The organism is Geodermatophilus dictyosporus, from assembly GCF_900115505.1.
GTDB classification, from domain to species: Bacteria; Actinomycetota; Actinomycetes; order Mycobacteriales; family Geodermatophilaceae; genus Geodermatophilus; species Geodermatophilus dictyosporus.
Map to the genome: position 1 here is coordinate 479,690 of NZ_FOWQ01000003.1, position 26,606 is coordinate 506,295.

Here is a 26,606-nt window from a genome sequence, read left to right on the forward strand (position 1 = left end):
CGGCTAACGGTCCGGGTACGCTTCCCGCCGTGACCCGGTCGACGCTGGACACCGCGGCGCTGGCACACGACCTCCGGCTGGCGGTCATGCGGTTCTCCCGGCGGCTGCGCAACCAGCGGGTCGACACCTCGGTCACCCTCACCCACCTCGCCGCGCTGTCCACGCTCAAGCGGCACGGCGCGATGAGCCCCGGCGAGCTGGCGGCGCACGAGCGGGTGCAGCCGCCGTCGATGACCCGCGTCGTCGTCGCGCTGGAGGGGATGGGCCTGGTCACCCGCAGCCCGCACCCGACCGACGGCCGACAGGTGGTCATCGAGCTGACCGCCGCGGCCGAGGACCTGCTCGCCGAGGAGGCGCGGGCGCGCGAGGCGTGGCTGTCCGGCCAGCTGCAGCGGCTCACGCCCGAGCAGCGGGCCACCCTGCGCGAGGCCGCGGAGATCATGGAGGAGCTCGCCGGTGGGTGACGGCCACGGCCGCTGAGACCACCCCCGCCGCGGCCGCGCCGGCGCCGGCGGACCGCGGGCCGTTCCGGTCGCTGCGGGTGCACAACTTCCGGCTCTACGCCTCGGCGAACCTGGTCAGCCTCACCGGCACCTGGGTGCAGCGCATCGGCCAGGACTGGCTGGTGCTGCAGCTCTCCGGCGACAGCGGCGTCGCGCTCGGCCTGACCACCGCGCTGCAGTTCGGCCCGACGCTGGTGCTCGGCATGTACGGCGGGGTGCTCGCCGACCGGTACGACAAGCGCCGCGTGCTGGTGGTCACCCAGGTCCTCATGGGGCTGCTGGCCGTGGTGCTCGGCGTCCTGGTGGCCACCGGCGGCGTCGCGCTGTGGCACGTGTTCCTCCTGGCCGCGGGGCTGGGCTCGGTGTCGGCGATCGACGCCCCCGTGCGGCAGGCGTTCGTCCCGGAGATGGTCGGCGGCGACCTGCTGCCCAACGCCGTCGGGCTGAACTCGACGATCTTCAACGGCGCCCGGCTGGTCGGGCCGGCGCTGGCCGGGCTGCTCATCGGGGCATCCGGCGGGGACACCGCGCCCGCCTTCTTCGTCAACGCCGGCAGCTTCGCCTTCACGATCGGCGCGCTGCTGCTCATGCGGCCCGGGGAGCTCGACCCCAGCACCCCGGTGGCCCGCGGGCGCGGCCAGCTGAGGGAGGGGCTGGCCTACACCTGGGCGCACCCCGACCTGGTGCTGGCGATGGTGCTGGCCTTCGTCATCGGCACCTTCGGTTTCAACTACCAGGTGACCATCGCGCTCATGGCCCGCGAGGTGTTCGACCTGGGCGCGGAGGCCTTCGGCCTGCTGTCGACGACGTTCGCGATCGGCTCGCTCACCGGCGCGTTCCTGTCCACCCGGCGCAGCGTCCGGCCGCGGCAGCGCTTCCTCGTCGGCTCGGCGGTGGTCTTCGGCCTGCTCACCGTCGCCTGCGGGCTGGCGCCCGGGTACGCCGCCTTCGCCGTCCTGCTGGTGCCCGCCGGCGCGGCCGCGCTGGTGTTCAGCGTGGCCAACAACAGCTTCGTGCAGCTGGGCACCGACCCGCAGGTGCGCGGGCGGGTGATGGCGCTCTACTTCACCTGCTTCATGGGCGGCACCCCGCTGGGCGCGCCGCTGATCGGCTGGGTGTCCGAGCACCTGGGCGCCCCGTGGGGGTTCATCCTCGGCGGGCTGGTCGTCGTGGTGGCCGCGCTCGCCGCCGGCCTGGTGCTGGCCCGCCGGCGGGGCCCCGCCCGGTCCTGACTCGGGGACCTGGCGGAGCGCGGCTCCCCGACGTACCGTCGCGGCCACCGTTCCCCATGGCTCGACGGAGCGCCATGACCGAGGCACTGCTGCACCTGCTCGCGATCACCGCCATGCTCGTCGGCAGTTTCGCCCTGATGGGGGTGGCCTTCCGGCTGTTCTCCGGCCAGCTGCAGATGGACCTGCGCGCCCGCCGCACGGCCCGGCGGCGGGCGCGCGGGCTGGACCGGCCGCCCGAGGCGGTCCACCGCCCCGTCGAGCAGGTCGCCGCCGACCTGCGCCGCCTGGCCCGCCAGCTCGACCGGGTCCCGGCCGGCTCCCCCGCGGTGCGCCGGCGCGGCTTCCAGGCCGCCTACGACGACGTGCTCACCGAGGCGGCCGGCCAGTTCGCCGTCCCGCACGCGCTGGCCGGCCTGCGGCCGGGCCCGGCGCGCGACGTCGAGCGGCTGCGGGTGGAGGCCGCGCTGGCCGACGTCGGCCTGGTGGTGCGCTGAGCGAGCCGGCGGCACTGCGGCTGTTCGTGTCGGTGGAGCCGCCCGGTGCGGCGCGCGCCGACCTCGCCGCGGCCCTGGCCCCGCTCCGGGACGCCCCCGGCGCGCCCCGCTGGGGCGACCCGGCCCGCTGGCACCTGACGCTGCTGTTCCTCGGTGCCGTCCCACCGGGACTGCTGCCCGACCTCACCGCGGCGGTGGGGGAGGCGGTCGCCCGGACGCCGCCGGCGGTGCTGCGGCTGGCCGGGGCCGGGCGGTTCGGCTCGCGGCGGCGTCCGCAGGTGTGCTGGGCCGGGCTCGACGGCGACGTCGCCGTCCTCACCGCGCTGGCCGGCCGGCTGGCCGCCGCCGCCCGGGCGCTGGGCCTGCCGGTGGAGGACCGGCCGTTCCGGGCGCACCTCACGCTGGGCCGCTGGCTGCCCCGCCGGCCGGCCGACGGCGACCTGCCCGACCGGCTGGCCGGCTACCGGGGCCCGCCGTGGCCGCTGCGCGAGGTGTCCCTCGTGCGCAGCTCCGCCGGCCGCCACGAGCCGCTCACCGTCTGGTCCCTCACGGGGTGAGTCGCGCCGAGGAGTGGGGGCCGGAGGCCTCCGCGACCGAGGAGCGGGACGGGCTCCGCGCAGGTCGGGGACCGCACGTGGCCGCTGTGCGATCCGGAGGATCGCGGTGTCATGGCTACCAGGCGTACTCCTCGGGCGCGGTGCGGTAGCCGGGGAAGACCTCGTCGAGCCGGTCGAGCTGCGCCTGCTCCAGCCGCACGTCCAGCGCCGCCAGCGACCCCTCGAACTGGGCGAGCGTGCGCGGGCCGACGATCGGCGCGGTCACGCCGTCCTGGTGCAGCAGCCAGGCCAGGGCGACGTCGGCCGGCGCCAGGCCCCAGTCGCGGCAGGCGTCCTCGTAGGCCTGCAGCGCCGGGCGGTGCTGCTCGATCCGCGCCCGGTTGCGGTCGGCGTGCCGGCGGTCGCCCTCCTGGTCGCCGAGGACGCCGGCGAGCAGGCCCTGCGCCAGCGGGCTCCACGGGATGACGCCGATGCCGTACCGCCGCGCCGCGGGCAGCACCTCGAGCTCCACGTGCCGGGTGAGCAGGTTGTAGTGCGACTGCTCGCTGACCAGGCCGAGGAACCCGCGGCGGGCGGCGGCCTCGTTGGCCGCGACCAGGTGCCAGGCGGCGTGGTTGGAGGACCCGACGTAGAGCACCTTGCCCTGTGCGACCAGCGTCTCGCAGGCCTGCCAGACCTCGTCCCAGGGCGTGGCGAGGTCGACGTGGTGGAACTGGTAGAGGTCGATCCAGTCGGTCTGCAGGCGGCGCAGCGACGCGTCGGCCGAGCGCACCAGGTTGCGGGCGGACAGGAACGTGTCGTTGGGCCAGTCGGACATGCCGCCGTAGACCTTGGTGGCCAGCACCGTGCGCTCGCGGCGCTCCCCGCCCTGGGCGAACCAGGTGCCGAGCACCTCCTCGGTGCGGCCCTTGCCGGCCTCGAAGCCGTAGACGTTGGCGGTGTCGAAGAAGTTGACGCCCGCCTCGTGCGCCCGGTCCATGACCGCGTGGGCGTCGGTCTCCTCGGTCTTCCAGCCGAAGTTCATGGTGCCGAGGCAGAGGCGGGAGACCGACAGGCCGCTGCGTCCGAGGTGTGTGTACTCCACGTCCAGCCACCCTGGCACCCTGGCCGCCGTGCCGCAGACCGGGACCGGGCCGTCCGCCTTCGACCGCGCCACCGCCGTCACCCGCACCGAGGGCGGCGGCCTGCGGGCCGACCTGGACCCGGGCTGGGACGTCGGCAACGGCGTCCTCAACGGCGGCTACCTGCTCGCCGTCGTCGCGCGGGCGGCGCTGGCCGACAGCCCCCACCCGCACCCGGTGGCGCTGGCGGCCAGCTACCTGCGGGCCACTCCCGGCGGGCCGGCCGGCCTGGCGGTCGCGGCGGGGCCAGCGGGGCGGACGCTGGCGCACTCCTCGGTCCTGCTCACCGGAGCGGCCGGCCCGACGCTGTCGGTCCAGGTGACGACGGCGACGCTGGGCAGCGACCCGGCCGACTACACGGTCAACCCGGCGCCGCAACTGCCCGCCCCCGACGAGTGCGTGGCCACCCGCACGTCCGAGGGCGGCCCGGCCGTCGGTCTGGCGCGGCAGCTCGACACCCGGCTGGACCCCGCGACCGCGGGCTGGGTGGCCGGCCGGCCGTCGGACCGGCGGCTGCTGCGGGCGTGGATCCGGCTGGCCGACGGCCGCGACCCCGACCCGCTCGCGCTGCTGCTGTTCGCCGACGCGCTGCCGCCCACCGCGTTCGCGGTCGGGAAGCCGGGGTGGGCGCCCACGGTGCAGCTGCAGGTGCTGGTGCGCGCGCTCCCGGCGCCGGGCTGGTGCGTGGTGGAGTCCCGCTCGACCGAGGTGACCGGCGGCTGGTCGGACGAGGAGTGCCGGATCTGGGACTCCGCCGGCCGGCTGGTCGCCCAGGGCCGGCAGCTGGCCCGGGTGGCCCGCTAGGCGCGCCGGCCCGGGAGGGCGACCTCGCCGGTGAGGTAGCGCTGCACGGTCGGGGCGAGCGCGGCGACCAGCTCCTCCGCGGGCGCCGACGCCAGCGGCTCCACCTCCAGCACGTAGCGCGTCATCACCACGCCGATCAGCTGCGAGGCGACCAGCGCACCGCGGGCCTCGGCCTCGGCCGGCGGCAGGTCGAGCGTGCCGACCACCCGCCGCAGCACCTGCGAGACGAGGAACTCGCGCAGCAGCCGCGCCGTCCACTCGTTGCCCACGGCCGAGCGGACCAGGGCCAGGCCGGCCGGGCGCGCCGGGCCGTCCCAGACCCGCAGCAGCATCCCGACGACGCTCTCGCCCAGCCGGTCCGGGCCGGCGGCGAGGACCTGCGGCAGCAGCTGCTCGGGGTCGACCGGGGCCTCGACCGCGGCCAGGAACAGCTTGTCCTTGCTGCCGAAGTAGTGGTGCACGAGCGCCGGGTCCACGCCCGCGGCGGTGGCGATCGCCCGGATCGTGGCCCCGTCGAACCCGCGCTCGGCGAACGCCGCGCGGGCGGCGGAGAGCACCGCCGCCCGCGTGCCGGGGTTGCCCGGGCGCCGTCCCGGCCGCCGTGCCGTCGTCAGCTGGTCCTCCTCCGCAGGGTCGCCGCCGCCAGCGCCAGGGCCAGCACGGCCGCGCCGGCCACCACGCCGACGTCGGTCCACATCGTGCCGGTCTCCGCCGCCGACCGCCCGACCTCCTGCAGGGCCTCCACGGCGTAGGTCAGCGGCAGCACGTCGCTGACCGCCTGCAGCCAGCCGGCCATCTGCTCGCGCGGCACCAGCAGCCCGCAGAGGAAGAACTGCGGGAGCACGACCACCGGCATGAACTGCACCGCCTGGAACTCGCTGCGGGCGAAGGCGCTGGCCAGCAGCCCCAGCGCCACCCCGAGGACGGCGTCGACGACGGCGATGAGCACGACCAGCCACAGCGAGCCGGCCACGTCGAGGTCGTAGAGGGTGGTCGCGACGGTCACCGTGACCACCGCCTGCACCGCGGCGGCCAGGCCGAACGCGGCGCCGTAGCCCAGCAGCAGGTCCAGCCGCGACAGCGGGGTGGTGAGCAGCCGCTCGAGCGTGCCCGAGGTGCGCTCCCGCAGCATCGCGATGCTGGTCACCAGGAACATCACCACGAACGGGAAGACGCCGAGCATCGTCAGCCCGACCCGGTCGAACACCCCGGGCTGACCGGGCGGGGCCGGGACGTCGCGCCAGAGCAGGTACAGCAGCCCCAGCAGCAGGCTGGGCAGCAGCACCATCATCGCGATGGTGCGGTGGTCGTGGCGCAGCTGCCGCAGCACCCGCCCGGTGGTGGCGGCGGTCAGCCGGGGGCTCAGGACGGCGGTCGCGGTGCTCACGCTCGGCTCACCTGCTCGCTCCCGCGGGACGCTCCGCTCCTCGCTCGTTCCTCCCTGCGATGCTCACGTCCCTGTCCGCTCGCGTCCACCTCCTGCTGTGCCCGCACCAGGCGGAGGAAGGACTCCTCGAGGTCGTCGGTGCCCGAGTCGGCCCGCAGCTGCGCGGGCGTGGAGTCGGCGAGCAGGCGGCCCTGGCGCAGCAGCAGCAGCCGGTCGCAGCGGCCGGCCTCGTCCATGACGTGGCTGGAGACGACCAGCGTGGTGCCGGCCGCGGCCAGTGCGTGGAACCGCTCCCAGAGCTCCACCCGCAGCACCGGGTCCAGTCCCACGGTCGGCTCGTCGAGGACGAGCAGCTCGGGCTCGCCCACCAGCGCGCAGGCGAGCGACGCCCGACCGCGCTGGCCGCCGGAGAGGTCGGCGACCAGCTGCCCGGCGGCGCCGGTCAGCCCGACGGCCTCGAGGGCGTCGTCGGCCGCCCGGGCTCCGCGGCCGTACAGCGCGGCGAAGTGGCGGGCGTTCTCCCGCACGGTCAGGTCGGGGTAGACGCTCGGCGCCTGGGTCACGTAGCCCACCCGCGAGCGGAGGCCGGGGCTGCCGGCCGGCTCGCCGAGCACGGTGACCGTGCCGGAGCGGACCTGCTGCACGCCCACCAGCGCGCGCATCAGCGTCGTCTTGCCGCTGCCGCTGGGGCCGAGCAGGCCGGTGACCCGGCCGGCCGGGACCGTGCAGGACAACCCGGGCAGCACCCGCCGGCGCCCGCGGTCGACGACCAGGTCGGTGACGGTGACGGCGTCGGTCATGGGGACCTCCTGGGAGAGAACTCAACGCCTGATGAACTCAACGCTAGACGAGTTGTCAACGGGGTCGTCGGACCCCGTCCCGGGAGAGGTCAGCCGTGGCGGCGGGCGACGGCGTCGGCGCCGGCGATGACGAGGAAGGGCACCGCCGCCCAGAGCGCCAGGACGACGACGGCGCGCAGCACCCCGCCGCCGGTGAAGTACACCGCGTCGCGCAGGCCCTGGACGGCCACGCCCGGGGGCAGGACCGAGGCCAGCGGCGCCGCCCACCCCGGCAGGTACTCCGCGGGGTCGCTCCCGGTGCTGGTCGCCGCGCCGAGGACGAGCAGCACCGCGGTGGCCGCGAAGGTGCCCACGCCGCCGAGCAGCCGCAGGGTCAGGGCCGCGAAGGCGCCGGACGCGAGCGCCAGCAGGGCCACCAGCCCGCCGACGGTCCAGGCCGTCCCCGGCACCGCGTCGAAGACCGCTCCGCTGAGCAGGGCCCCGGTGGCACCGGCCGCCACCGCGAACAGCCCGGAGCTGGCCAGGCGCAGCCGCAGCGCGAGCTGGGGCGCCACCTGGTAGCTGGTGATCCCGAAGAGGAAGCCGCCGAGGACGACGGCGAAGGCGGTGGAGTCCAGGGCCCGCCCGCGGGTGTCCTGCGCCGTCAGGGGGACCACGTCGGTGACGGCGAGCTGCTGCCCGGCCTGCTGGGCGACCGGGGTGAAGGCGAGGGTGAGCGTCTCGGTGACGCCCTGGCCGTGGGCGCCGGCGGTCAGCAGCTGCGGCGCGGGCCCGTCGAGCACGAGGGCGCCGCGGACCTCGTCGCGGCGCACCGCCTGCTCGGCCGCGGCGGCGTCCGGCAGCGCGACCAGGCGCAGGGCGCCGGGCTGGGCCTCCTCCACCTGGGCCCGCACCCGGTCGACCTGCTCGGCGGTGCCGGCCACGCCGACCGGCAGGTCGCGCGGCGTCGCGGTGGTGGAGATCGACAGCTGGACGACCAGGTGGAGGCAGCCGACCAGCACCGCCACGAGGGCCGGCAGGACGATGCCGCGCAGGCCCGCCTTCGCCGGAGACCCGGCGGAGCGCTCCTCCTCGGCCGCCTGGTCGGCCGGGCCCGGGGGCGGCGCGAGCCCGCCCGGCATCAGCGGCTCCCCAGCTCGGCGCCGAGCTCGGTGCCGAGCAGGTGGCCGGAGGTCCAGGCGCTCTCCACCTTCGACGGCGCCCGCCAGCCGTCGCCGCACGCGGCCACCCCGTCGACGCGGCCGAACGGCTCCTCCCGCGGGTCCGCCGGCCGGGCGAAGGTCCAGCGGTGCACGTGCGTCCAGGACGGCGCCGCGTCGATGCCGAGCACCCGCCGCACGGCCTCGGCGACCGCGGGGGCGGCGGCGTCGGGGTCGTCGAGGTGCGCCGCGGCCGTGTCCGACGTCGTGTGCGCCACCAGGACCGGCGCGCCGTCGCCGCGCCGGTCGCCGTCGTCGGCCACCCACTCGAGCACCGGGTCGTGCACGAAGGCGCCGTGCAGGTCGGCCGGCCAGCGCCGCTCGTCCCAGCCGAGGGCGACGGAGAGGCTCGGCCGCCACTCCCGCTCGCCGAGCAGCCGGCCGGCGAGGTCGGCGGGCAGCAGCCGCCGCGCCTGCGGGTCAGGCAGGGCCAGGACGACGGCGGGCGCGTCCTCGCCGTCCACCCGCGGGCCGGCCTCCACCCGGCGCACCGTCCGTTCCTGCGCGACGTCGAGGCCCTCGGCGAGGTCGGCCACCAGCGAGCGCAGCCCGCCGGGGGCGGCGTAGCGCACGGGCCCGCTGGTGGTGCGCTCGACGCCGCCGGACCCGGCGACGGCGAAGGTGTCGGTCCAGGGGCGGGCCAGGCCGCGGGACACCCAGTCGGCGACCACGGCGGCGAACGGGGAGCCGTCGGCGGCGGTCAGGTACGAGGCGCCGAGGTCGGTGACCCGGCCGGAGAGGGTGCGGGAGGCCATCCGCCCTCCGGGGCGGCGGCCGCGGTCGAGGACCTGCACGGGCGCGCCGGCCGCGGCGAGCGCCCGGGCGCAGGCCACGCCGGCGATGCCGGCCCCGACGACGACGGTTCTGTTGGGCACCACTGGATCCTGCGGGCAGGGCGGCACCGGCGCTCGGGGAGGATCGGCACGTGCCCGCCGTCCCCGTCCCGATCGACGACCCGGCCGACCCGCGGGTCGCCGACTTCCGCGACCTGCACGCCGGCGACCGGCCGGCGGGGCGGGAGCGGGGCACCGGCCCGGTGGTCGTCGAGGGCGTACCGGCGGTGCAGCGGTTGCTGGCCTCGCCCTACCGGGTGCGCGCGGTGCTCGGCGTCCCCGGGCGGCTGGCGCAGCTCGACCTGCCCGAGGGCGTGGCGGCCTACGAGATGGACAAGTGGGTGCTGTCGGAGCTCATCGGGTTCCGGCTCACCCGCGGGGTGCTCGCCTCCGCCGACCGCCGTGCACCGGCCGGCGTCGACGCGCTGCTGGCCGGCCCCGACCCGGCCGCGCCCCGGCGGCTGGCGGTGCTCGAGGCGCTCAACGACGCCGAGAACCTGGGCTCAATCGCCCGCTCGGCGGTGGCCCTCGGCGTCGACGGGCTGCTGCTCGACCCCCGCTGCGCCGACCCGCTGTACCGGCGGGCGGTGCGGGTGTCGATGGGCCACGTGCTCGCGCTGCCGTTCGCCGTCCTGGCCGACTGGCCCGGCGGGCTGGCGCGGCTGCACGACGCCGGCTACCTCACCGTCGCGCTCACCCCGGCCCCGGACGCCGTCGACCTCGCCGACGTCGACCCGCGCGCGCACCCGCGCACGGCGGTGCTGCTGGGCGCCGAGGGGCCGGGCCTCACCCCGGAGGCGCAGGCGGCGGCGCGGGTGCGCGCCCGGATCCCGATGCGGGCCGGCGTCGACTCGCTCGGGGTCGCCGCCGCCGCGGCGGTGGCCTTCGCGACCCTGCGCTAGTTGCGCAGCGACCAGCGGGCCAGGATCTCCCGGGCCTGCTCGGCCTGCGGGGGAGCGCACATGACCTCGTACCGGCTGGCGACGACCTGCGAGACGCTGGTGAAGTCGCGCTGCCCCCGGGTGGCCGCGTAGCCCATGGCGCCGAACAGCGCGCCGAAGAGCAGACCGATCAGCAGGCCGGTCAGGACCGAGCTGACCCAGCTCGTGCCGCTGGGCGCGAAGATGCCCAGCAGCAGGCCGACGAACAGACCCCACCAGGCGCCGCTGGCCGCGCCGGCGCCGATCGCCCGGCCCCAGGTCAGCCGGCCGGTCACCCGCTCGACCATCCGGAGGTCCGACCCGATGATCGTGACGTTCTCGACGGGGAACTTCTCGTCGGAGAGGTGGTCCACCGCGGCCTGCGCCTGCTGGTAGCTCTCGTAGGTCCCCACCTGGACGCCGCCCAGCGGCATCGACACCGACATCGACATGACTCGCTCCACTCCCGCGCGTGCGTGTGCTCGTGCGTTCGCAGGAGGGGTACCCGGGCGTCTCGGTGGGACACGTCCGGTCGGTCACACCGCGGCGGGGTCAGTGGTTGCGGCGCACCCCGAAGACGATGTCCTCCCACGCGGGGACGCGGGCGCGGGGGTCCTCGTCCTCGCCGTCGGTCTCCCCGGGGCGCAGCACGACGGTGTCGTGCTCGGAGACGTCCTCGTCGTCGGGGACGACGGCGCGCCGGGCGGCGGCCGGCTCGGCGGGCGGCCCGGCGGGTGGCACGGCCCGCTCGCCGGTCGGCGTCCGCTCGGGGGCGGCGCGGTCGGGCGCCGCGGCCCGGTCCGGGACGGCGGCGCTGCGGTGCAGCGGCAGGCCCGGGCGCTCGGCCGGCACGCCGGGGACCACCCGCACCAGCCGGGTGCCCTCGGCGAAGTCGCGGGTCGCCGCGTCGAGCGGGCTGACGGTGCGGGCCGGCAGGTCGTAGGCCCAGGAGGTGGTGCCCTCCTTGGCGCCGGCCCGCCAGGCGGCGCTGACCACCCAGGTGCCGTCGTCGGCCCGGGCGGCGTCCCAGCGGACGGCGTCGAGGTCGGCGCCGAGCAGCCGCAGCCGCTCGGCGAGGAACTGCTGCAGGGCGACGCCGGGCGTGCCCTCCGACAGCCGCACCCGGGCCTCGCGCGCCTGCTCGGCGATGCGCTGTCGCTCCTGCAGCACCGGGTGGGCGAAGCGCATGATCCGCTCGACCCGGGTGCCCGAGGCCGCGGCCACCTGCTCGGGCGTCTCGCCGGCGCGGATGCGCTGCTGGATGACCCGGGGCGACAGGGCGCTGTCGACCTCGATCTGGCCCAGCCGGCGGGCGTCCCCGCGGGCGGCCGCGCGCAGCCGGTCGTCGACCGGCAGCGCGAACCGCTCCTCCTCGCCGTCGGCGCCCTCGAGGGCGAGCAGCAGGCTCCGGCCGTCGTCGGACAGGCCCACGAGGCGCAGGGTGCGCACGGTGACCTCCTCGGACGGGGCTTGTCGACGGCGGGGCGGGACCGGCCCGGGGGACAGCGGGCCACGCGCGAGGCTATCCGCGCGCACGGGGGCCGCGCTGCACGTCGCGCGGCGTGGCGGCCCGGAAGGGGCGCGGCGGACGGCGCCGGGGGCCGGCCGGCCGTCGCGGCGGGCGCTCCTAGACTCGACGTCCATGCTGACCGGTCCCCGGGACGACGGCCTCGTCCGCGACGACACCCTCGATGACGTCGAGCCCAACGAGCGCTTCCTGCCCTCCCCGGTCGACGCGGGCCAGAAGCGCCTGCCCATCGACATGGACTACGTCCAGCGCGTGATGATGGAACTGCTCACCATCCCCAGCCCCTCGGGCCGCACCGACCACGTCATGCAGCTCATCGGCGGCGAGCTGCGCGACCTGGGCCTGGACTTCGAGGTGACCCGCCGCGGGGCGCTGATCGCCGAGCTGCCGAGCCGCTCGCCGGGTGCCGACCGCACCGTGGTCGTGCACGCCGACACGATCGGCTGCATGGTCAGCCAGCTCAAGGACAACGGCCGGCTGGCGATCGTCCCGGTCGGCACGCACAGCGCCCGCTTCGCCGAGGGCGCGCGGGTGACGATCTTCAGCGACGACGTCTCCGGCGACTACTGGCACACCGGCACGATCCTGCCGATCAAGGCCAGCGGGCACCGCTACGGCGACGAGGTCGACGAGCAGGGCGTGGGCTGGGACTTCGTGGAGGTCCGCGTCGACGAGGTGGTGCACAGCCGGGCCGACCTCGAGCGCCGCGGCATCCAGGTGGGCGACTTCGTCGCGATCGACGCCCAGCCGGTGATCACCGGCAGCGGGTTCGTCAACTCGCGGCACCTCGACGACAAGGCCGGGATCGCGGCCGCGCTGGGCGCGTTCAAGGCGATCGTCGACCACGGCGTCGAGGTGCCGGTGACCGCGCACCTGCTGGTCACCATCGCCGAGGAGGTGGGCCTGGGGGCCAGCCACGGCCTGGACGCCGACGTCGCCGAGCTCGTCTCGATCGACACCTCGGTGGTCGCGCCGGGCCAGGCGTCCTCCGAGCAGTGCGTCAACATCGCGATGCAGGACTCGACCGGGCCCTTCGACTACCACCTGACCCGGCACCTGATCGACCTGTGCCGGGTGCACGAGGTGCCGCACCGGCGCGACGTCTACAAGTACTACCGCTCCGACGCGGCGTCGGCGCTGGAGGCCGGGGCCAACACCCGCGCCGCGCTGATCGGCTTCGGCATCGACGGCAGCCACGGCAACGAGCGCACCCACCTCGACGGCATCCGCAGCACCGCGGAGCTGGTGGCGCTCTACCTGCAGACCGACCTCACGTTCCGCAGCTGGGACCGCCGTCCCACCGGCGACCTGAGCGACTTCCCGAGCACCGCCGTCCAGCCCGCCGACGGCGAGCAGGCCCGCTGAGGCGAGCGGGCCCGCTCGCTCACAGGCGCTCGACGACGAAGTCGATGCAGGCGGTCAGCGCGCTGACGTCGTCGGGGTCGACGGCGGGGAACATGCCCACCCGCAGCTGGTTGCGGCCGAGCTTGCGGTAGGGCTCGACGTCGACGACGCCGTTGGCCCGCAGCGTCTTCGCCAGCGTCGCCGCGTCGACCGACGGGTCGAAGTCGATCGTCCCGACGACGAGGCTGCGCTGGTCGGGGTCGGTCACGAACGGCGTCGCGTAGGAGGACTTCTCCGCCCAGCCGTAGAGCCGGTGCGCCGAGTCCTGGCTGCGCGCCACCGTGCCCGACAGACCGCCGAGGCCCAGCATCCAGCGGACCTGGTCGGCGAGCAGGAACAGCGTGGCGACGGCCGGGGTGTTGTAGGTCTGGTCCTTGGTGGAGTTGTCGATCGCGACCGACAGGTCGAAGAAGCCGGGGATCCACCGCCCGGCGGCCTTGATCTCGGCCACCCGCTCCAGCGCGGCCGGGCTCATCAGCGCGATCCACAGGCCGCCGTCGGCGGCGAAGGACTTCTGCGGGGCGAAGTAGTACGCGTCGGTCTGTGCGACGTCGACCGGCAGGCCGCCGGCGCCACTGGTGGCGTCGACGAGCACCAGCGCGTCGTCGTCGGCGTGTCGGGGGCGGACGACGGGTGCCATGACGCCGGTCGAGGTCTCGTTGTGCGCCCAGGCGTAGGCGTCGACGCCGCGCTCGCCCCTGGGCAGCGCCAGGGAGCCCGGCGCGGCGCCGGCCACGACCGGCTCCTCGAGGAAGGGCACCTCGGCCACCCCGGCGGCGAACTTGGCGGAGAACTCCCCGTAGGTGCCGTGCGCGCTGCGGCGCCGGATCAGGCCGAACGCCGCGGCGTCCCAGAAGGCGGTGCTGCCGCCGTTGCCCAGGACGACCTCGTAGCCCTCGGGCAGGTCGAACAGCTGGGTCAGCCCCTCGCGCACCTGCCGGACGAGCCCCTTGACCGGCGCCTGGCGGTGCGAGGTGCCCATGACCGCGGCGCCGTCGGAGGCCAGCGCCCGCAGCGCCTCGGGGCGCACCTTCGACGGGCCGCACCCGAACCGGCCGTCGGCGGGCAGGAGCTCGGCGGGGATCTGGATGGTCATGTGCGACGTGCCTCTCGGTGCGGGGTCGGACGGCGACGGCCCGGGTCCGCGGTCGCGGGCCCGGGCCGTCGTGCCGGCGGTTCAGGCGGGGCTGGGGGCAGCCTCGTTGATGGCCTTGACGGTGATGGTGTCGAAGCCGTCGACGTCCTCGGGCCTGCGCGCCTCGGGGCCGACGTAGCGGGCCGAGGGGCGCACGAGGCGGCCGGTCTGCTTCTGCTCCAGGATGTGCGCGCACCAGCCGGCGGTGCGGGCACAGGTGAACATCGAGGTGAACATGTGGCTGGGCACCTCGGCGAAGTCGAGCACGATCGCCGCCCAGAACTCGACGTTGGTCTCGATCGGCCGGTCCGGGCGCCGCTCGCGCAGCTCCTTCAGCGCGGCCTGCTCCAGGGCCAGTGCGGCCTCGAAGCGCGGTGCGCCGAGCTCCTGGGCGGCCTTGCGCAGCACGCGGGCGCGCGGGTCCTCGGCGCGGTAGACGCGGTGACCGAAGCCCATCAGCCGCTCGCCGCGGTCGAGCAGGTCCTTGACGTACTTCTCGGCGTTCTCGGCCTGCTCGACGCCGTCGAGCATGTGCAGCACCCGGGAGGGCGCGCCGCCGTGCAGCGGGCCCGACATGGCGCCGATGGCGCCCGACATCGCGGCGGCCACGTCAGCGCCGGTGGAGGCGATGACGCGGGCGGTGAACGTCGAGGCGTTCATGCCGTGCTCGGCCGCCGACGTCCAGTAGGCGTCGACGGCGGCGACGTGGCGGGGGTCGGGCTCGCCGCGCCAGCGGACCATGAAGCGCTCGACGATGGTCGCGGCCTCGTCGATGCGGCTCTGGGGCACCGCCGGGGTGCCGATGCCGCGCGCGGACTGGGCGACGTAGGACAGCGCCATGACCGCGGCGCGGGCCAGCTGGTCGCGGGCCTCCTCGTCGCTGATGTCGAGCAGCGGGCGGTAGCCCCAGAACGGCGCCAGCATCGCCAGCGCGGCCTGCACGTCGACGCGGACGTCCCCGCTGTGCACCGGGATCGGGAACGGCTCGGCCGGGGGCAGGCCGGGGCCGAACTTGCCGTCGACCAGCAGCGCCCAGACGTTACCGAAGGTGATCTTGCCGACCAGGTCCTCGATGTCGACCCCGCGGTAGCGCAGCGCGCCGCCGTCCTTGTCGGGCTCGGCGATCGTGGTCTCGAAGGCGATGACGCCCTCGAGGCCGGGTACGAAGTCGTCGGCCATCTCGCATGCTCCTCTGCGCGCGATCCTCGTGCGCGCTCAGGCCACGGCGCACGACTGCAGGGCGAATCTAGGCCGTCCGCCCGCCCCGGTGACAGGCGGGGCAGCCTCCGGTGACACGGCCACCCGGACCCGCCCGGTGCCGCGGTGTCAGCATGGTCGGGTGCCCGACCTCTCCCGCATGCGCAGGGACTACGACCGACCGGGCCTGCGCGAGGAGGACCTCGCCCCGACCTGGCTCGAGCAGTTCGACCGCTGGTTCCGTGACGTCGTCGCCGCCGACCTGCCCGACCCCAACGCGGTCGTGGTCGCCACCGCCGACGCCGACGGCGCCCCCGACGCGCGCATCGTGCTGCTCAAGGGCTACGACGAGGCGGGCTTCGTCTTCGGCACCAGTTACGCCTCGACCAAGGGCGCGCAGCTGGCGGCCAACCCGCGGGCGGCGCTGGTCTTCCCGTGGCACGCGCTGCAGCGCCAGGTGCGGGTGACCGGCCGGGTCGAGCGCATCGGCGACGGCGCCTCCGACGGCCTGTGGGACCCCCGCCCGCGCGAGGCGCAGCTCGCCGCGGTCGCCTCGGTCCAGTCGACCGTCGTCGACTCCCGCGAGGAGCTGACCGACCGGGTGCGCCTCCTCGACGAGGGGACGACGACGGAGAAGGTGCCGCGGCCGCCGACCTGGGGCGGCTACCGGGTGGTGCCCGCCAGCGTCGAGTTCTGGCAGGGCGGCCCGGGCCGGCTGCACGACCGGCTGCGCTTCGTCCGCGACGACGAGGAGGGCGGCGGCTGGGTGCTGCAGCGGCTGGCCCCGTGAGGAGGGACCCCGCTGCCCGCCGCGGCTGGGCGATCGACACCAGCCCGCTGCGCAACCCGGGGTACCGGCGGCTGTTCTGGGGCCTGACGGCCACGATGATCGGCCAGCAGATGACGCTGGTCGCCGTCCCGTTCCAGGTCTACGCGCTCACCCGCGACTCGCTGCTGGTGGGCGTCACCTCCGTCGTCGCGCTGGTGCCCCTGGTGGTGTTCGGCCTGCTCGGCGGTGCCATCGCCGACGCCATGGACCGGCGCCGGCTGATGCTGGTCACCGGAGTCGGGTCGGCGGTCACCAGCGCGCTGCTGGCGCTGCAGGCGCTGCTGCCCGGGGGTGGGAACCTGGCGCTGCTGTGGCTGCTGACCGCCGCCGTCTCGGGGCTCACCGCGGTCAACCAGCCCGCCCGCAGCGCCGTCATCCCGGCGCTGGTGGGCACCGAGGGGGTGCCGGCGGCCAACGCGCTGGCCATGACCGTCCGGCAGGCCGGCGTCATCGTCGGGCCGCTGCTGGCCGGCGTGCTCATCGGCGCCGGCGACCTGTTCCTCGCCTACGCCGTCGACGCGGCAACCCTCGCCTTCGCCGCGTACGTGGTGCGCGGACTGCCGCCGCTGCCGCCGGGCGGGCGCACCGGGCCGCTGCGGCTCGGGGCGGCGCTGCGCGGGGTGGGGGAGGGCTTCGCCTTCCTGCGCACCCAGCCGGTGCTGCTGATGACCTTCGTCGTCGACGTCGTCGCGATGCTGTTCGCCTGGCCGCAGGCGGTGTTCCCCGAGCTGGCCGAGGGGCGGTACGCGGAGTCGGCGAACAGCCTGGGCTGGCTCTACGCCGGCATCTCGATCGGCGCGCTGCTCATGGGGCTGACCTCGGGGTGGGTGTCGCGGGTCGACCGGCAGGGGGCGGTCGTGCTGGCCGCCATCGTCGTCTGGGGGGTGGCGATCATCGGCTTCGGGCTGGCGCCGACCCTGTGGCTGGCCGTCGTCTGCCTGGCGGTGGCGGGGGCCGGCGACATGGTCAGCGCGGTGCTGCGCTCGTCGATGCTGCAGACGGCCGCGCCCGACGATATGCGCGGGCGGATGCAGGGGGTGTTCCTCGTCGTCGTCGCCGGGGGCCCGCGGCTGGGCGACCTGCGCGCCGGCGCGGTGGCCAGCGCCGCCGGCGTCAGCGCGGCGATGGTGTCCGGCGGCGTCGTGGTGGTGGTCGCGATGGGGGTCGTCGCGCTGGCCGTGCCGTCCTTCCTGCACTTCCGGGCGTCGCGCGCCCTCAGGTAGCCGGGGCGACGTGCAGGCCGACCGCCACGTTGCCCGTCGTCGCCCGGGAGTAGGGGCAGACGGTGTGCGTGCGCTCCATCAGCGCCCGCGCCTGCCCCTCGTCGAGCTGCGGCAGGTGGCCGGTGAGGTCGACGGCCAGGCCGAAGTCGCCGGACCCGCCGCGCAGGAAGTGCACCTGGGCGGTGACCGACGAGCCCTCCAGCGCCGACGGGGACAGGCCCAGGTGCTGGAGCGAGAAGCGCATCGCGCTGTGGAAGCAGGCCGCGTACCCGGCGGCGAACAGCTGCTCGGGGTTGGTGCCCGGACCGCCGTCGCCACCCATCTCGGCGGGGCGGGACAGCTGCAGGTCCAGCCGCCCGTCGGGACAGGCGACGTGCCCGGTGCGGGCGCCGGTGGCGGTGGCCTCGGCGGTGTAGAGACGGTCCACGGTCGTCCTCTCAGGCCAGGGCGCCGGCGACCACGCGCAGGTCGGCGACCAGCGCGTCGTAGGCCTTCGGGCGGTCCTCGTCGGGTACCCGCAGCACCGCCGAGGGGTGCGCGGTGGCGAGCATCCAGGTCTGCGCCGGCTCGTCCTCCTCGGCCTCGTCGACGCCGGCCTCGGCGCGGGCGACGCCCGGCGGCGTCCACGGCATCAGCTTCCCGCGCTCCTTGGTGATCCGGAACGACGGCGAGATGAGCGCCTTGGCCGCCGTCGCCCCCAGGCAGACGACCACCTCGGGCTTGAGCACCTCGAACTCCGCCTCCAGCCACGGCCGGCAGGCGCGGATGTGCTCGGCGCCCGGCGACTGGTGGATCCGCCGCTTGGGCGTCGGGGTGAAGCGGAAGTGCTTGACGGCGTTGGTCACGTACGCGTCGCGGCGCTCGATCCCCGCGTCGGCCAGCGCGCGGTCCAGCAGCCGGCCGGCCGGACCGACGAACGGCTCGCCCTTGCGGTCCTCCTGGTCGCCGGGCTGCTCGCCGACGAACACGATCCGCGCCGTCTCCGGCCCCTCGCCGAACACCGTCTGGGTGGCCGGCTCCCACAGCTCGCAGGCGCGGCAGCCGGCCGCGGCGGCGCGCAGCCCCTCGAGTCCCACGCCCGAGGGCGGGTCGGCGGGGGAGTTCTCCTGGCTCATGTCCCGATGACACCCCAGGTCGGCCGGGCGCGCGAGGCGGGACCCTCAGCGGACCGCGCGCAGCGCCGGGGAGGCGGGCGCCGCACCGGCCGCGACCGCCAGGACGGCGGCGCACGCGGCCAGCGCGGCCGGCGCCCCCGCCCGGCCGGCGAGGCCGCCGAGCAGCCCGGTGGCCGCCGGCAGCGGCAGGCTCTGCGCGAGCGCGACGGCGGCCTGGGCGCGCGACAGGTGGGTGGCCGGGCCGCGACCGAGCACCAGCGGGCCGACCGAGGCGGTGAACAGGCCCGTGCCCGGCCCGGGCCGGCGCCAGCGCCGCGGCCGCCAGCCCGAGCGACGCCCGCACCGCGTGGTCGGCCGCCACCACGCGCAGCACCGGGCCGGGATCCGGCTCCCGACCGCGGGCGCGGCGGTCACGGGGGCGGACCGTGGCGGCGGCCTCCGACCGTTCCCGGCCCGTTCCGGCTCGGTTCCGTTCCGCGAGGTGTCGGGACCGATAGCGTCGGCCGCGCACGGGGGACATCCGGACGGAGGAGCAGTGCTCGAGTTCGACGGGCTCCACAAGAGCTACGGCGACCACCACGTGCTGGAGGGAGTCGGCTTCACCGTCGCCCCCGGCTCGATGTTCGGCTTCTGCGGCGCGAACGGCGCCGGGAAGACGACGACCATGCGCATCGCGATGGGCCTGGCCCGCCCCGACTCCGGCGAGGTCCGCTGGCGCGGCCGGCCGCTGGACGAGGGGTCGCGCCGCCGGGTCGGCTACATGCCGGAGGAGCGCGGGCTCTACCCGAAGATGCGGGTGGGCGAGCAGCTGACCTACTTCGCCCGGCTGCACGGCCTGGACGCCGCGGCCGCCGCGCGCGCCGCCGAGGAGTGGGCCGGCCGGCTGGGCCTGGGCGAGCGCCGGCGCTCCCGGGTCGAGGAGCTGTCCCTGGGCAACCAGCAGCGGGTGCAGCTGGCCGCCGCGCTGGTCAGCCGCCCCGAGGTGCTCATCCTCGACGAGCCGTTCTCCGGCCTGGACCCCGTCGGCGTCGACGCGCTGGCCGAGGCGCTGCTCGAGCAGTGCCGCGCCGGGGTGCCGGTCGTCTTCTCCAGCCACCAGCTGGACCTCGTCGAGCGGCTGTGCGACGCCGTCGGCATCCTCGCCCGCGGCCGGATGGTGGCCAGCGGCACCGTCGAGGAGCTGCGCCGCCGCGAGGCCGGCCGCCTGCTGCGGGTGGTCGCGCCCGACGCCGCCCCCGGCTGGGCCGGCGCCGTCCCCGGCGTGCGGGTGGTGTCCGAGCGGGCCGGCGACACGGTGCTCGAGCTGGCCGAGGACACCGACGACCAGGTGGTGCTCGCCGCGGCGCTGCGCACCGGCCGGGTCACCCACTTCGCCTGGCGCGAGGCCACGCTCGTGGAGCTGTTCCGCGAGGCCGTCGCCGACCCGGCGCAGCGGACCGCCCGCGAGGAGGTGGCCGCGTGAGTGCTCCGGGCAGCCCGCTGGGCAGCGGTGCGCTGATCCGCCTGGTCGCCGCCCGGGAGGTCTCCACCCGGCTGCGTGACAAGACCTTCCTGATCAGCTCCGCGGTGATGCTGCTGATCATCCTCGGCGTCCTGGTCTTCCAGGTGGTCCTCGGCTCCGGCAGCGACGAGCGCCGCATCGGCGTGACCGGCGACTCCGCCGCGCTGGGGCCGGCGCTGGAGGCGCAGGGCGAGGTCCTCGGTCTCGACGTCACCGTGGTCGACGTGGCCGACGGCGCCGCCGCCCGCACCGCCGTCGAGACCGAGGACGTCGACGCCGCGGTGCTCGACGGCACCGGACCCGACCCCGAGCTCGTGGTCCGCGAGTCCGACTCGACGCTGGAGGCGCTGGTCTCCGGCGCGGTCTCGTCGGTGGCGCTGGGCCGGGTGCTGGCCGAGGCCGGCGTCGCCCCCGGCGACCTGCCGCAGGTGAGCGTCACGGCGCTGGACCAGACCTCGGCGGCCGACCAGCAGCGCACCGTCGTCGCCATCGTCGGCGTGGTGCTGCTCTACAGCCTGATCATCCTGTTCGGCCAGTTCGTCGCGCAGGGCGTGGTCGAGGAGAAGTCCAGCCGGGTGGTGGAGCTGCTGCTGGCGACCATGCGGCCCTGGCAGTTGCTCGCCGGCAAGATCCTCGGCCTCGGCGCGCTCGGCCTGGCGCAGATCGCGCTCATCGCGGTGATCGGGGTAGGCGGGGCGCTGGCCTTCGACGTCGTCGACGTCCCCGGCGACCTCGTCGGCACGGTCGGCTGGGTGCTGTTCTGGTACCTCCTCGGCTACGCCCTCTTCGCCTCGCTGTTCGCCGTGGCCGCCTCGCTGGTGAGCCGGCAGGAGGATCTCGCCAGCGTGCTCACCCCCGCGTCGCTGGTGCTCTTCGTCGGCTTCTTCGTCGCCATCCAGGCGGCGACGAACCCGTCGGGGACGCTGGCCGTGGTGACGTCGTTCGTGCCGGGGCTCTCGCCGATGGTCATGCCGGTGCGGCAGGCGGCCGGCGAGGTGGCGGCCTGGGAGGTGGGCCTCGCCGTCGTCCTCATGCTCGTGGCCATCGCCCTGGTGGTGCGGCTGGGCGGGCGGGTCTACTCCGGCGCGCTGCTGCGCACCAGCGGCAGGACGAAGATCAGGGAGGCGCTGCGGTCCGGCCGGGCCTGAGCGGGGGACACCCGCGCGGAGCAGCGCCGGACACGTTGGGGTGACCTCACCCCGACGGAGGGCGTGTGTGCAGGTCAGGGCCGACATCATCGGCGCCATGACGGAGGACCTGGACGCGCGCCTCTGGCGGCTGCAGGCCTCCGAGGACGCCGACGAGCTCATCGAGCTGGGCTGCGACCTGGCCGACGCCGGCCGGCAGACCGACGCGGAGTGGTGCTTCCGCCGGGCCGCCGCGCTCGGCGACGCCACCGGCTACTACGACCTGGGCAACAGCCTCGCCGCGCAGCAGCGCTGGTCCGAGGCCGCCGACGCCTACGGGGTCGCGGTGGCCGGCGGCGAGCCCGACGCCTGGCGCAACCTCGGGCTGGTGCTCGAGCAGCTCGGCGACCTGGCCGGGGCCATGGCCGCCTACCGGGGCGCCGCCGAGGTCGGCGACACCGAGGGCGGGCTGCAGCTGGCGTTCCTGCTGCGCGAGCAGGGGGAGCGGGAGGAGGCGCTGGCCGTCGCCGAGGAGCTGGCCGCCGCCGGGGACGACGAGGCCGACGCCGTGGCCGCCTGCTGGCGGTGGTGCGCCACGCTGGACCCGGCGCTGGAGCCGCGGCTGCGGGCCGGCGCCGGCCACTTCCCGGCCGCCCGCGCCGACCTCGCCGCGCTGCTGCTGGAGACCGGCCGCGAGGAGGAGGCCCGCGCGGTGCTCGAGCGCGGCGCCAAGCTGGGCGAGCAGGTGGCCTGGCTGCCGCTGGGCAACCTCTACCGCGAGCAGCTCGGCGACGACGAGGCCGCCGAGGAGGCCTACCGGGCCGGCATCCAGGCCGGCGACGTCTACTGCCACCACAACCTGGGCGTGCTCCTCGCCGACCGCGGTGACCTCGCCGGTGCCGCCGAGGAGTTCCAGCGCGGCGCGGAGGCCGGCGACCGGCTCGCCGCCGCCGCGCTGAAGCTGCTCCAGGAGAGCTAGCGGCGCTGCTCGATCCCGGTGAGCGGGCCGCGGTAGGGGTTGGCCGGCGGGCCGGAGACGCCTGGCCGCACGGTGAACAGCCGCCCCGCCTCGGGTTCGTCCGCCTCGCCGCGCGCGGTGCTGATCACCAGCAGGTCGCCGGCGAAGGCGCAGCTGGAGGTGTGCGCCACGCCCACCTCGACGACGGCGAGCAGCTCGCCCTCCGGTGACCAGCGGCGCACCTGCCCGCCACCCCACATCGCCGTCCAGAGGCAGCCCTCGTCGTCGACGGTGAGCCCGTCGGCGACGCCGTCGGGGCCGCCGGTCTCCAGCAGCACCCGTCCCTCGCCGAACGCCCCGCTGGCCGGGTCGTAGGCGGAGGCGTGCACCAGCCCGGGGCCGGAGTCGGCCAGGTAGACGGTGCGCTCGTCGGGCGACCAGCCGATGCCGTTGGAGACGGTCAGCCCGTCGAGCACGGTCGTCACGGTGCCGTCGGTGTCCAGCCGGTAGAGGGTGCCGGCGCCGGGGCGCTCGTCGAAGGCCATGGTCCCGGCGAAGAAGCGGCCCGCGCGGTCGCAGGCGCCGTCGTTCATCCGGGTGCCGCCGTCGGCCTCGCTGCCGCCCTCGCCGGCCAGGTCCACCAGCACGCGGGCGGTGCCGTCGGCGGCGAGGTGGGTGAACCCGCCGCCCGCGCCGGCCAGCCAGCCGCCGGCCGCCGCCGGGACGACGACACCCACGGTGTCGCCGGCCCGCGCCGCGCCGGTCTCGGTCAGCCGGTCGCCGTCGAGCGCGGCCCGCCGGACCAGGCCGGCGCCGATGTCCACCCACAGCAGCTCGGCGCGCTCGCCGTCCCAGGTCGGGCCCTCGCCGTGGCCGGCGGGCTCGGGGGCGGCGGGGGTGGCGCGCAGGGTCAGCACACGAGGGGCTGTGCCCGTGTCACCTGCGCGTCACACGAGCGGTCGATACTGCGGCCGTGTCCGAAGCCACCGTCGACGTCGCCGACCTGCGCCTGCCCGGCCGTGACCCCGAGCGGGACGGCCGTGCCGACGACGCCCCGCTGCGGGAGGACATCCGGCTGCTGGGCCGGGTGCTGGGCGAGGTGATCGCCGAGCAGAGCGGGGCCGACGTCCTGGAGCTGGTCGAGGCCACCCGCCTGCAGGCCTTCGCCGTCCGCCGGTCGGAGGCCGACCGCGCGGGGCTGGCCGCGCGGCTGGGCGACCTCGACGTGCGCGCGACCAACCACGTCATCCGCGCGTTCAGCCACTTCTCGCTGCTGGCCAACCTCGCCGAGGACCTGCACCACGAGCGCCGCCGCCGGCACCACCGCCGCGCCGGGTCCCCGCCCCAGCCGGGCAGCCTGGCGGCCGGCTTCGCGCAGCTCGACCGGGCCGGCCTCGACCCCGACGTCGTGGCCCGCGAGCTGGCCGGGGCGCTGGTCGTCCCGGTGGTGACCGCGCACCCGACCGAGGTGCGGCGCAGGACGATCTCGCAGGTGCAGCAGCAGGTGACCGACCTGATCCGCGAGCGCGACCGGTCGGCGCCGGGCGAGGTGGACGAGGCCGCCTGGGACGCCGCGCTGCACCGGTCGGTGCTCACGCTCTGGCAGACGGCGCTGCTGCGGCTGTCGCGGCTGCGGCTGGCCGACGAGATCGACGAGGCGCTGCGCTACTACGACCTGTCGCTGTTCCGGGTGGTGCCGGCGATCAACGCCGAGCTGCGCCGGTCGCTGCAGGAGCGCTGGCCCGGCAGCGGGCTGCCCACCGGGCCGGTGCTGCAGCCGGGCTCGTGGATCGGCGGCGACCGCGACGGCAACCCGTTCGTCACCGCCGACGCCGTCCGCCGGGCGAGCAGCCGGCAGGCCGAGACGGCACTGGGCCACCACCTCGCCGAGCTGACCGAGCTCTACCGCGAGCTGTCGATGTCCGACCGGCTGGTCACCCCGACGCCGCCGCTGCGGGCGCTGGCCGACGCCTCCCGCGACGACTCGCCCTTCCGCGCCGACGAGCCCTACCGCCGGGCGCTGCTGGGGGTGCACGCGCGGCTGGCGGCCACCGCCGGGCGGGTCCTCGGGCAGGTGCCGGGCACCCCGCCGCACGCCGCGCTCGAGCCCTACGACACCCCCGGCGAGCTGCTCGCCGACCTCGCCGTCGTCGACGCCTCGCTGCGCAGCCACGGCGCCGGCGCCCTCGCCGACGACCGGCTGGCCCGGCTGCGCGACGCCGTCGACGTCTTCGGGTTCCACCTCGCCGGGCTGGACGTGCGGCAGAACTCCGCCGTCCACGAGGAGGTCGTCGGCGAGCTGCTGGCCTGGGCGGGGGTGTGCGCCGACTACGCCGCTCTCGACGAGGCGGCCCGCGTCGAGCTGCTCGCCGGGGAGCTGCGGGTGCGCCGGCCGCTGGTCCGCCCGGGCGCGGAGCTGTCGGAGCTGGCCCGCGGGGAGCTCGACCTGCTGGCGGCCGCCGCCGGGCAGGTGGCGCTGCTCGGGCCGCGGGCGGTGCCGAACTACGTGATCAGCATGTGCGAGTCGGTGAGCGACGTCCTCGAGGTCGCCGTCCTGCTCAAGGAGGTCGGCCTGCTCGACCCGGACGGCGCGGACGGGCCGACCTGCCCGGTGGGCATCTCGCCGCTGTTCGAGACGATCGGCGACCTGCAGGCCGCGGGCGACACGATGACCGCCGTCCTGGCCCAGCCGGTCTACCGCGCGCTGGTGGCCGACCGCGGCGACCAGCAGGAGGTCATGCTCGGCTACTCCGACAGCAACAAGGACGGCGGCTACCTCGCGGCCAACTGGGCGCTGTACCGGGCCGAGCTCGCCCTGGTCGAGGTCGCGCGGCGGGAGGGCGTCCGGCTGCGGCTGTTCCACGGCCGCGGCGGCACGGTGGGCCGCGGCGGCGGGCCGAGCTACGAGGCCATCCGCGCCCAGCCGCCGGGCGCGGTGGCCGGCGCGCTGCGGATCACCGAGCAGGGCGAGGTGATCGCGGCCAAGTACGGCGAGCCCGACCTCGCCCGCCGCAACCTCGAGGCGCTGGTCGCGGCCACGCTGGAGGCCACGCTGCTCGACGTCGAGGGCCTCGGTGACGACGCCGAGGAGGCCTACGCGCTGCTCGACGACCTCGCCGGCCGGGCGCAGGCCGCCTACCGGGAGCTGGTGCACGAGACGCCGGGCTTCGTGGAGTGGTTCCGCGCCGCGACGCCGATCCGCGAGCTGGCCGAGCTCAACATCGGCAGCCGGCCGCCGTCGCGCAAGGCCGGCGACCGGATCGCCGACCTGCGCGCCATCCCGTGGGTGTTCAGCTGGTCGCAGGCGCGGATCATGCTGCCCGGCTGGTACGGCACCGGCGCGGCGCTGGAGTCGTGGATCGGCGACGACCCGGCCCGCCTGGCCCGGCTGCGCGAGCTGCACCGGCGCTGGCCGTTCCTGCGCACGGTGCTGTCGAACATGGGCATGGTGCTGGCCAAGACCGACCTCGACCTGGCCGCCCGCTACGCGGAGCTGGTGCCCGACCCGGAGCTGCGGGCGCGGGTGTTCGACCGGATCCGGGAGGAGCACGGGCGCACCTGCCGGGTGCTGCTGGCGGTGACCGGTGACGACCACCTGCTGGCCGACAACCCGTCGCTGGAACGGTCGATCCGCAACCGGTTCCCCTATCTCGAGCCGCTGCACCACCTGCAGGTGGAGATGCTGCGCCGCCGCCGGACCGGCGACGACGACGAGCTGGTGCGGCGCAACATCCAGCTGACGATCAACGGGATCGCGACGGCGCTCCGCAACTCGGGCTAGAGCTCCCGCACGGGGAGCCGGTTGCGCTCCACCCAGGCGGCCAGCCGGGCGCCGTCCCAGGGGCGGCGCCGGCGGGCGGCGGCGAGCAGCAGCCCGCGCGGGAGCTCGAGGGCGGCCAGCGCGATGCCGGCCGCGCCGGGCAGGTCGCGCTCGCGCAGGTGGGCCAGGACGGCCCGCGGGCGCCCGGCGAGCAACGCCGCCGTCCCGCGGACCGGACGCGGCGCGTGCTGCGGGACCAGCACCTGCACCGTGCGGGCGTAGTGCCACTCCCGCAGGAACACCCCGCGCGCGGTGCGGCCCTCCTTGCCGTGCCGGAACCGGACGTCGGGCACCCGCAGCAGCAGGTGCCCGGCGGCGCGCAGCCGGCGGGAGGCGTCGCGGTCCTCGTTGTAGAGGAAGTAGAGCGGGTCGAAGCCGCCGGCGGCCAGGAACTCCGCCCGCCGCACGAGCACCGCGGTGCCGCCGAGCTCCTCGGCCTCGAACGGCGGTCCGGGCGGGTCGTCGTCCTCCCCGGGGCCGTGCACGGCCGGGGCCGCCCACACCGCGCGCGGCTCGGCGTCGAGGACCTCGGCCAGCCGGCGCAGCATCCCGGGCGCGGGCTCGCCGTCGGAGTTGACCAGCAGCACGTAGCGGCCGGTGCAGGCGGACAGCGCCAGGTCCATGGCGCGGGCGAAGCCGAGGTTGCGCGGCGAGCGCAGCACCCGCTTCCCCGCGTCGGGGTGGCGGGCGGCCAGCTCGGCGCGGGCGGCGGCGGAGGTCACCGCCGCGGCGGCGTTCTCCACCAGCAGCGCGCAGCCGCGCCAGCCCGGCCCGGTGGTCGCCGCGAGCGCGGCGTGGTGGCGGGCCAGCAGGGCGGGCGGCTCGTGGTGGACGAGGAGGACGACGTCGACGTCGTCGAGGCCGGCGCGGGGTTGGGGCACCGCGGCGCCCTACCCCGGCCGGTGGCCTACCTTGCGGG

28 protein-coding genes are annotated in these 26,606 nt (G+C 76.5%); 13 read left to right on the top strand and 15 right to left on the bottom strand.

Annotated elements, in window-relative coordinates:
• Positions 1-29 precede the first annotated feature (29 nt).
• The 4 genes from BMZ33_RS09560 to thpR all read left to right on the top strand — a co-directional run bounded on the left by BMZ33_RS09560 (position 30) and on the right by thpR (position 2,786).
• Positions 30-464, top strand: a complete 435-nt coding sequence (locus BMZ33_RS09560) for a MarR family winged helix-turn-helix transcriptional regulator (RefSeq protein ID WP_091109304.1) — start codon at positions 30-32, stop codon at positions 462-464.
• Entirely contained in the window at positions 461-1,735 is a 1,275-nt protein-coding gene (locus BMZ33_RS09565; protein WP_091109305.1) for an MFS transporter, read from the top strand. Before BMZ33_RS09560 ends, BMZ33_RS09565 begins: the two co-directional genes overlap by 4 nt.
• 74 nt (positions 1,736-1,809) lie before the next feature.
• Positions 1,810-2,229 carry a hypothetical protein gene (locus tag BMZ33_RS09570; protein ID WP_091109306.1) on the top strand — a complete coding sequence of 140 codons (420 nt, stop codon included), beginning with the start codon at positions 1,810-1,812 and terminating at the stop codon, positions 2,227-2,229.
• A gap of 26 nt (positions 2,230-2,255) precedes the next feature.
• Positions 2,256-2,786 carry an RNA 2',3'-cyclic phosphodiesterase gene (thpR, locus tag BMZ33_RS09575; RefSeq protein WP_169064109.1) on the top strand — a complete coding sequence of 177 codons (531 nt, stop codon included), beginning with the start codon at positions 2,256-2,258 and terminating at the stop codon, positions 2,784-2,786.
• Positions 2,787-2,901: 115 nt separating this feature from the next.
• On the opposite strand, the gene BMZ33_RS09580 is transcribed toward thpR, so the two are convergent.
• Positions 2,902-3,870 carry an aldo/keto reductase gene (locus BMZ33_RS09580; protein ID WP_091109308.1) on the bottom strand — a complete coding sequence of 323 codons (969 nt, stop codon included), beginning with the start codon at positions 3,868-3,870 and terminating at the stop codon, positions 2,902-2,904.
• A gap of 28 nt (positions 3,871-3,898) precedes the next feature.
• Here BMZ33_RS09580 and BMZ33_RS09585 point away from each other — a divergent pair, with 28 nt between their 5' ends.
• Entirely contained in the window at positions 3,899-4,711 is an 813-nt protein-coding gene (locus BMZ33_RS09585) for a thioesterase family protein (protein WP_091109309.1), read from the top strand.
• Here the strand turns inward: BMZ33_RS09585 and BMZ33_RS09590 are convergent.
• The 5 genes from BMZ33_RS09590 to BMZ33_RS09610 all read right to left on the bottom strand — a co-directional run bounded on the left by BMZ33_RS09590 (position 4,708) and on the right by BMZ33_RS09610 (position 8,972).
• Entirely contained in the window at positions 4,708-5,268 is a 561-nt protein-coding gene (locus BMZ33_RS09590) for a TetR/AcrR family transcriptional regulator (RefSeq protein WP_169064110.1), read from the bottom strand. The genes BMZ33_RS09585 and BMZ33_RS09590 overlap by 4 nt on opposite strands.
• A gap of 53 nt (positions 5,269-5,321) precedes the next feature.
• Positions 5,322-6,098 carry an ABC transporter permease gene (locus tag BMZ33_RS09595; RefSeq protein ID WP_169064111.1) on the bottom strand — a complete coding sequence of 259 codons (777 nt, stop codon included), beginning with the start codon at positions 6,096-6,098 and terminating at the stop codon, positions 5,322-5,324.
• Positions 6,095-6,898, bottom strand: coding sequence for an ABC transporter ATP-binding protein (locus BMZ33_RS09600; protein WP_091109310.1), 804 nt, complete (start codon positions 6,896-6,898; stop codon positions 6,095-6,097). Before BMZ33_RS09600 ends, BMZ33_RS09595 begins: the two co-directional genes overlap by 4 nt.
• 89 nt (positions 6,899-6,987) lie before the next feature.
• The gene (locus BMZ33_RS09605) at positions 6,988-8,019 is read right to left on the bottom strand and encodes an ABC-2 transporter permease (protein WP_091109311.1); all 1,032 of its coding nucleotides are present in this window, start codon (positions 8,017-8,019) and stop codon (positions 6,988-6,990) included.
• On the bottom strand, positions 8,019-8,972 hold the full coding sequence (locus tag BMZ33_RS09610) for an NAD(P)/FAD-dependent oxidoreductase (RefSeq protein ID WP_169064112.1): 954 nt from the start codon (positions 8,970-8,972) through the stop codon (positions 8,019-8,021). The genes BMZ33_RS09605 and BMZ33_RS09610 overlap by 1 nt, the downstream gene beginning before the upstream one ends.
• Before the next feature lie 50 nt (positions 8,973-9,022).
• On the opposite strand from BMZ33_RS09610, the gene BMZ33_RS09615 reads away from it, so the two are divergent.
• Positions 9,023-9,832 carry a TrmH family RNA methyltransferase gene (locus tag BMZ33_RS09615; RefSeq protein WP_091109313.1) on the top strand — a complete coding sequence of 270 codons (810 nt, stop codon included), beginning with the start codon at positions 9,023-9,025 and terminating at the stop codon, positions 9,830-9,832.
• Here BMZ33_RS09615 and BMZ33_RS09620 read toward each other — a convergent pair.
• Positions 9,829-10,302: a YflT domain-containing protein gene (locus BMZ33_RS09620; RefSeq protein WP_091109314.1), complete on the bottom strand. Its 474-nt coding sequence runs from the start codon at positions 10,300-10,302 to the stop codon at positions 9,829-9,831. The two genes, BMZ33_RS09615 and BMZ33_RS09620, sit on opposite strands and share 4 nt — an antisense overlap.
• A gap of 100 nt (positions 10,303-10,402) precedes the next feature.
• Positions 10,403-11,299: a septation protein SepH gene (gene sepH, locus BMZ33_RS09625; protein ID WP_091109315.1), complete on the bottom strand. Its 897-nt coding sequence runs from the start codon at positions 11,297-11,299 to the stop codon at positions 10,403-10,405.
• A 193-nt stretch (positions 11,300-11,492) separates the two neighbouring features.
• Here sepH and BMZ33_RS09630 point away from each other — a divergent pair, with 193 nt between their 5' ends.
• Positions 11,493-12,743, top strand: coding sequence for an osmoprotectant NAGGN system M42 family peptidase (locus BMZ33_RS09630; protein WP_091109316.1), 1,251 nt, complete (start codon positions 11,493-11,495; stop codon positions 12,741-12,743).
• A gap of 19 nt (positions 12,744-12,762) precedes the next feature.
• On the opposite strand, the gene serC is transcribed toward BMZ33_RS09630, so the two are convergent.
• Both serC and BMZ33_RS09640 read right to left on the bottom strand, forming a co-directional pair.
• Positions 12,763-13,878 carry a phosphoserine transaminase gene (gene serC, locus BMZ33_RS09635; protein ID WP_091109317.1) on the bottom strand — a complete coding sequence of 372 codons (1,116 nt, stop codon included), beginning with the start codon at positions 13,876-13,878 and terminating at the stop codon, positions 12,763-12,765.
• A gap of 81 nt (positions 13,879-13,959) precedes the next feature.
• Positions 13,960-15,096, bottom strand: a complete 1,137-nt coding sequence (locus BMZ33_RS09640) for a citrate synthase 2 (protein ID WP_091109318.1) — start codon at positions 15,094-15,096, stop codon at positions 13,960-13,962.
• Positions 15,097-15,256: 160 nt separating this feature from the next.
• Here BMZ33_RS09640 and pdxH point away from each other — a divergent pair, with 160 nt between their 5' ends.
• The gene (gene pdxH, locus BMZ33_RS09645; RefSeq protein WP_091109319.1) at positions 15,257-15,904 is read left to right on the top strand and encodes a pyridoxamine 5'-phosphate oxidase; all 648 of its coding nucleotides are present in this window, start codon (positions 15,257-15,259) and stop codon (positions 15,902-15,904) included.
• Positions 15,901-17,166: an MFS transporter gene (locus BMZ33_RS09650; RefSeq protein ID WP_169064113.1), complete on the top strand. Its 1,266-nt coding sequence runs from the start codon at positions 15,901-15,903 to the stop codon at positions 17,164-17,166. Before pdxH ends, BMZ33_RS09650 begins: the two co-directional genes overlap by 4 nt.
• Here BMZ33_RS09650 and BMZ33_RS09655 read toward each other — a convergent pair.
• From BMZ33_RS09655 to BMZ33_RS09665, 3 genes are read right to left on the bottom strand one after another with little or no spacing between them, the layout of a single operon-like run.
• Entirely contained in the window at positions 17,159-17,593 is a 435-nt protein-coding gene (locus BMZ33_RS09655) for an organic hydroperoxide resistance protein (RefSeq protein ID WP_091109320.1), read from the bottom strand. The genes BMZ33_RS09650 and BMZ33_RS09655 overlap by 8 nt on opposite strands.
• Before the next feature lie 10 nt (positions 17,594-17,603).
• Positions 17,604-18,281: a UdgX family uracil-DNA binding protein gene (locus BMZ33_RS09660; RefSeq protein WP_091109321.1), complete on the bottom strand. Its 678-nt coding sequence runs from the start codon at positions 18,279-18,281 to the stop codon at positions 17,604-17,606.
• A 45-nt stretch (positions 18,282-18,326) separates the two neighbouring features.
• A complete protein-coding gene (locus BMZ33_RS09665; RefSeq protein WP_091109322.1) occupies positions 18,327-18,695 on the bottom strand; it encodes a hypothetical protein in 369 nt (122 codons plus the stop codon).
• A 121-nt stretch (positions 18,696-18,816) separates the two neighbouring features.
• On the opposite strand from BMZ33_RS09665, the gene BMZ33_RS09670 reads away from it, so the two are divergent.
• The 3 genes from BMZ33_RS09670 to BMZ33_RS09680 all read left to right on the top strand — a co-directional run bounded on the left by BMZ33_RS09670 (position 18,817) and on the right by BMZ33_RS09680 (position 21,888).
• Complete coding sequence (locus tag BMZ33_RS09670; protein ID WP_091109323.1) at positions 18,817-19,743, top strand: ABC transporter ATP-binding protein; 927 nt, start codon at positions 18,817-18,819, stop codon at positions 19,741-19,743.
• Positions 19,740-20,930, top strand: coding sequence for an ABC transporter permease (locus BMZ33_RS09675; protein WP_091109324.1), 1,191 nt, complete (start codon positions 19,740-19,742; stop codon positions 20,928-20,930). Before BMZ33_RS09670 ends, BMZ33_RS09675 begins: the two co-directional genes overlap by 4 nt.
• A gap of 97 nt (positions 20,931-21,027) precedes the next feature.
• Positions 21,028-21,888, top strand: a complete 861-nt coding sequence (locus tag BMZ33_RS09680) for a tetratricopeptide repeat protein (protein WP_091109849.1) — start codon at positions 21,028-21,030, stop codon at positions 21,886-21,888.
• Here the strand turns inward: BMZ33_RS09680 and BMZ33_RS09685 are convergent.
• Complete coding sequence (locus tag BMZ33_RS09685) at positions 21,885-22,784, bottom strand: SMP-30/gluconolactonase/LRE family protein (RefSeq protein ID WP_091109325.1); 900 nt, start codon at positions 22,782-22,784, stop codon at positions 21,885-21,887. The two genes, BMZ33_RS09680 and BMZ33_RS09685, sit on opposite strands and share 4 nt — an antisense overlap.
• 56 nt (positions 22,785-22,840) lie before the next feature.
• Between BMZ33_RS09685 and ppc the strand changes: the two genes are divergently transcribed.
• Complete coding sequence (gene ppc / locus BMZ33_RS09690) at positions 22,841-25,648, top strand: phosphoenolpyruvate carboxylase (protein WP_091109326.1); 2,808 nt, start codon at positions 22,841-22,843, stop codon at positions 25,646-25,648.
• On the opposite strand, the gene BMZ33_RS09695 is transcribed toward ppc, so the two are convergent.
• Positions 25,645-26,568, bottom strand: a complete 924-nt coding sequence (locus tag BMZ33_RS09695; protein ID WP_091109327.1) for a glycosyltransferase — start codon at positions 26,566-26,568, stop codon at positions 25,645-25,647. The two genes, ppc and BMZ33_RS09695, sit on opposite strands and share 4 nt — an antisense overlap.
• Between the last annotated feature and the right edge of the window lie 38 nt (positions 26,569-26,606).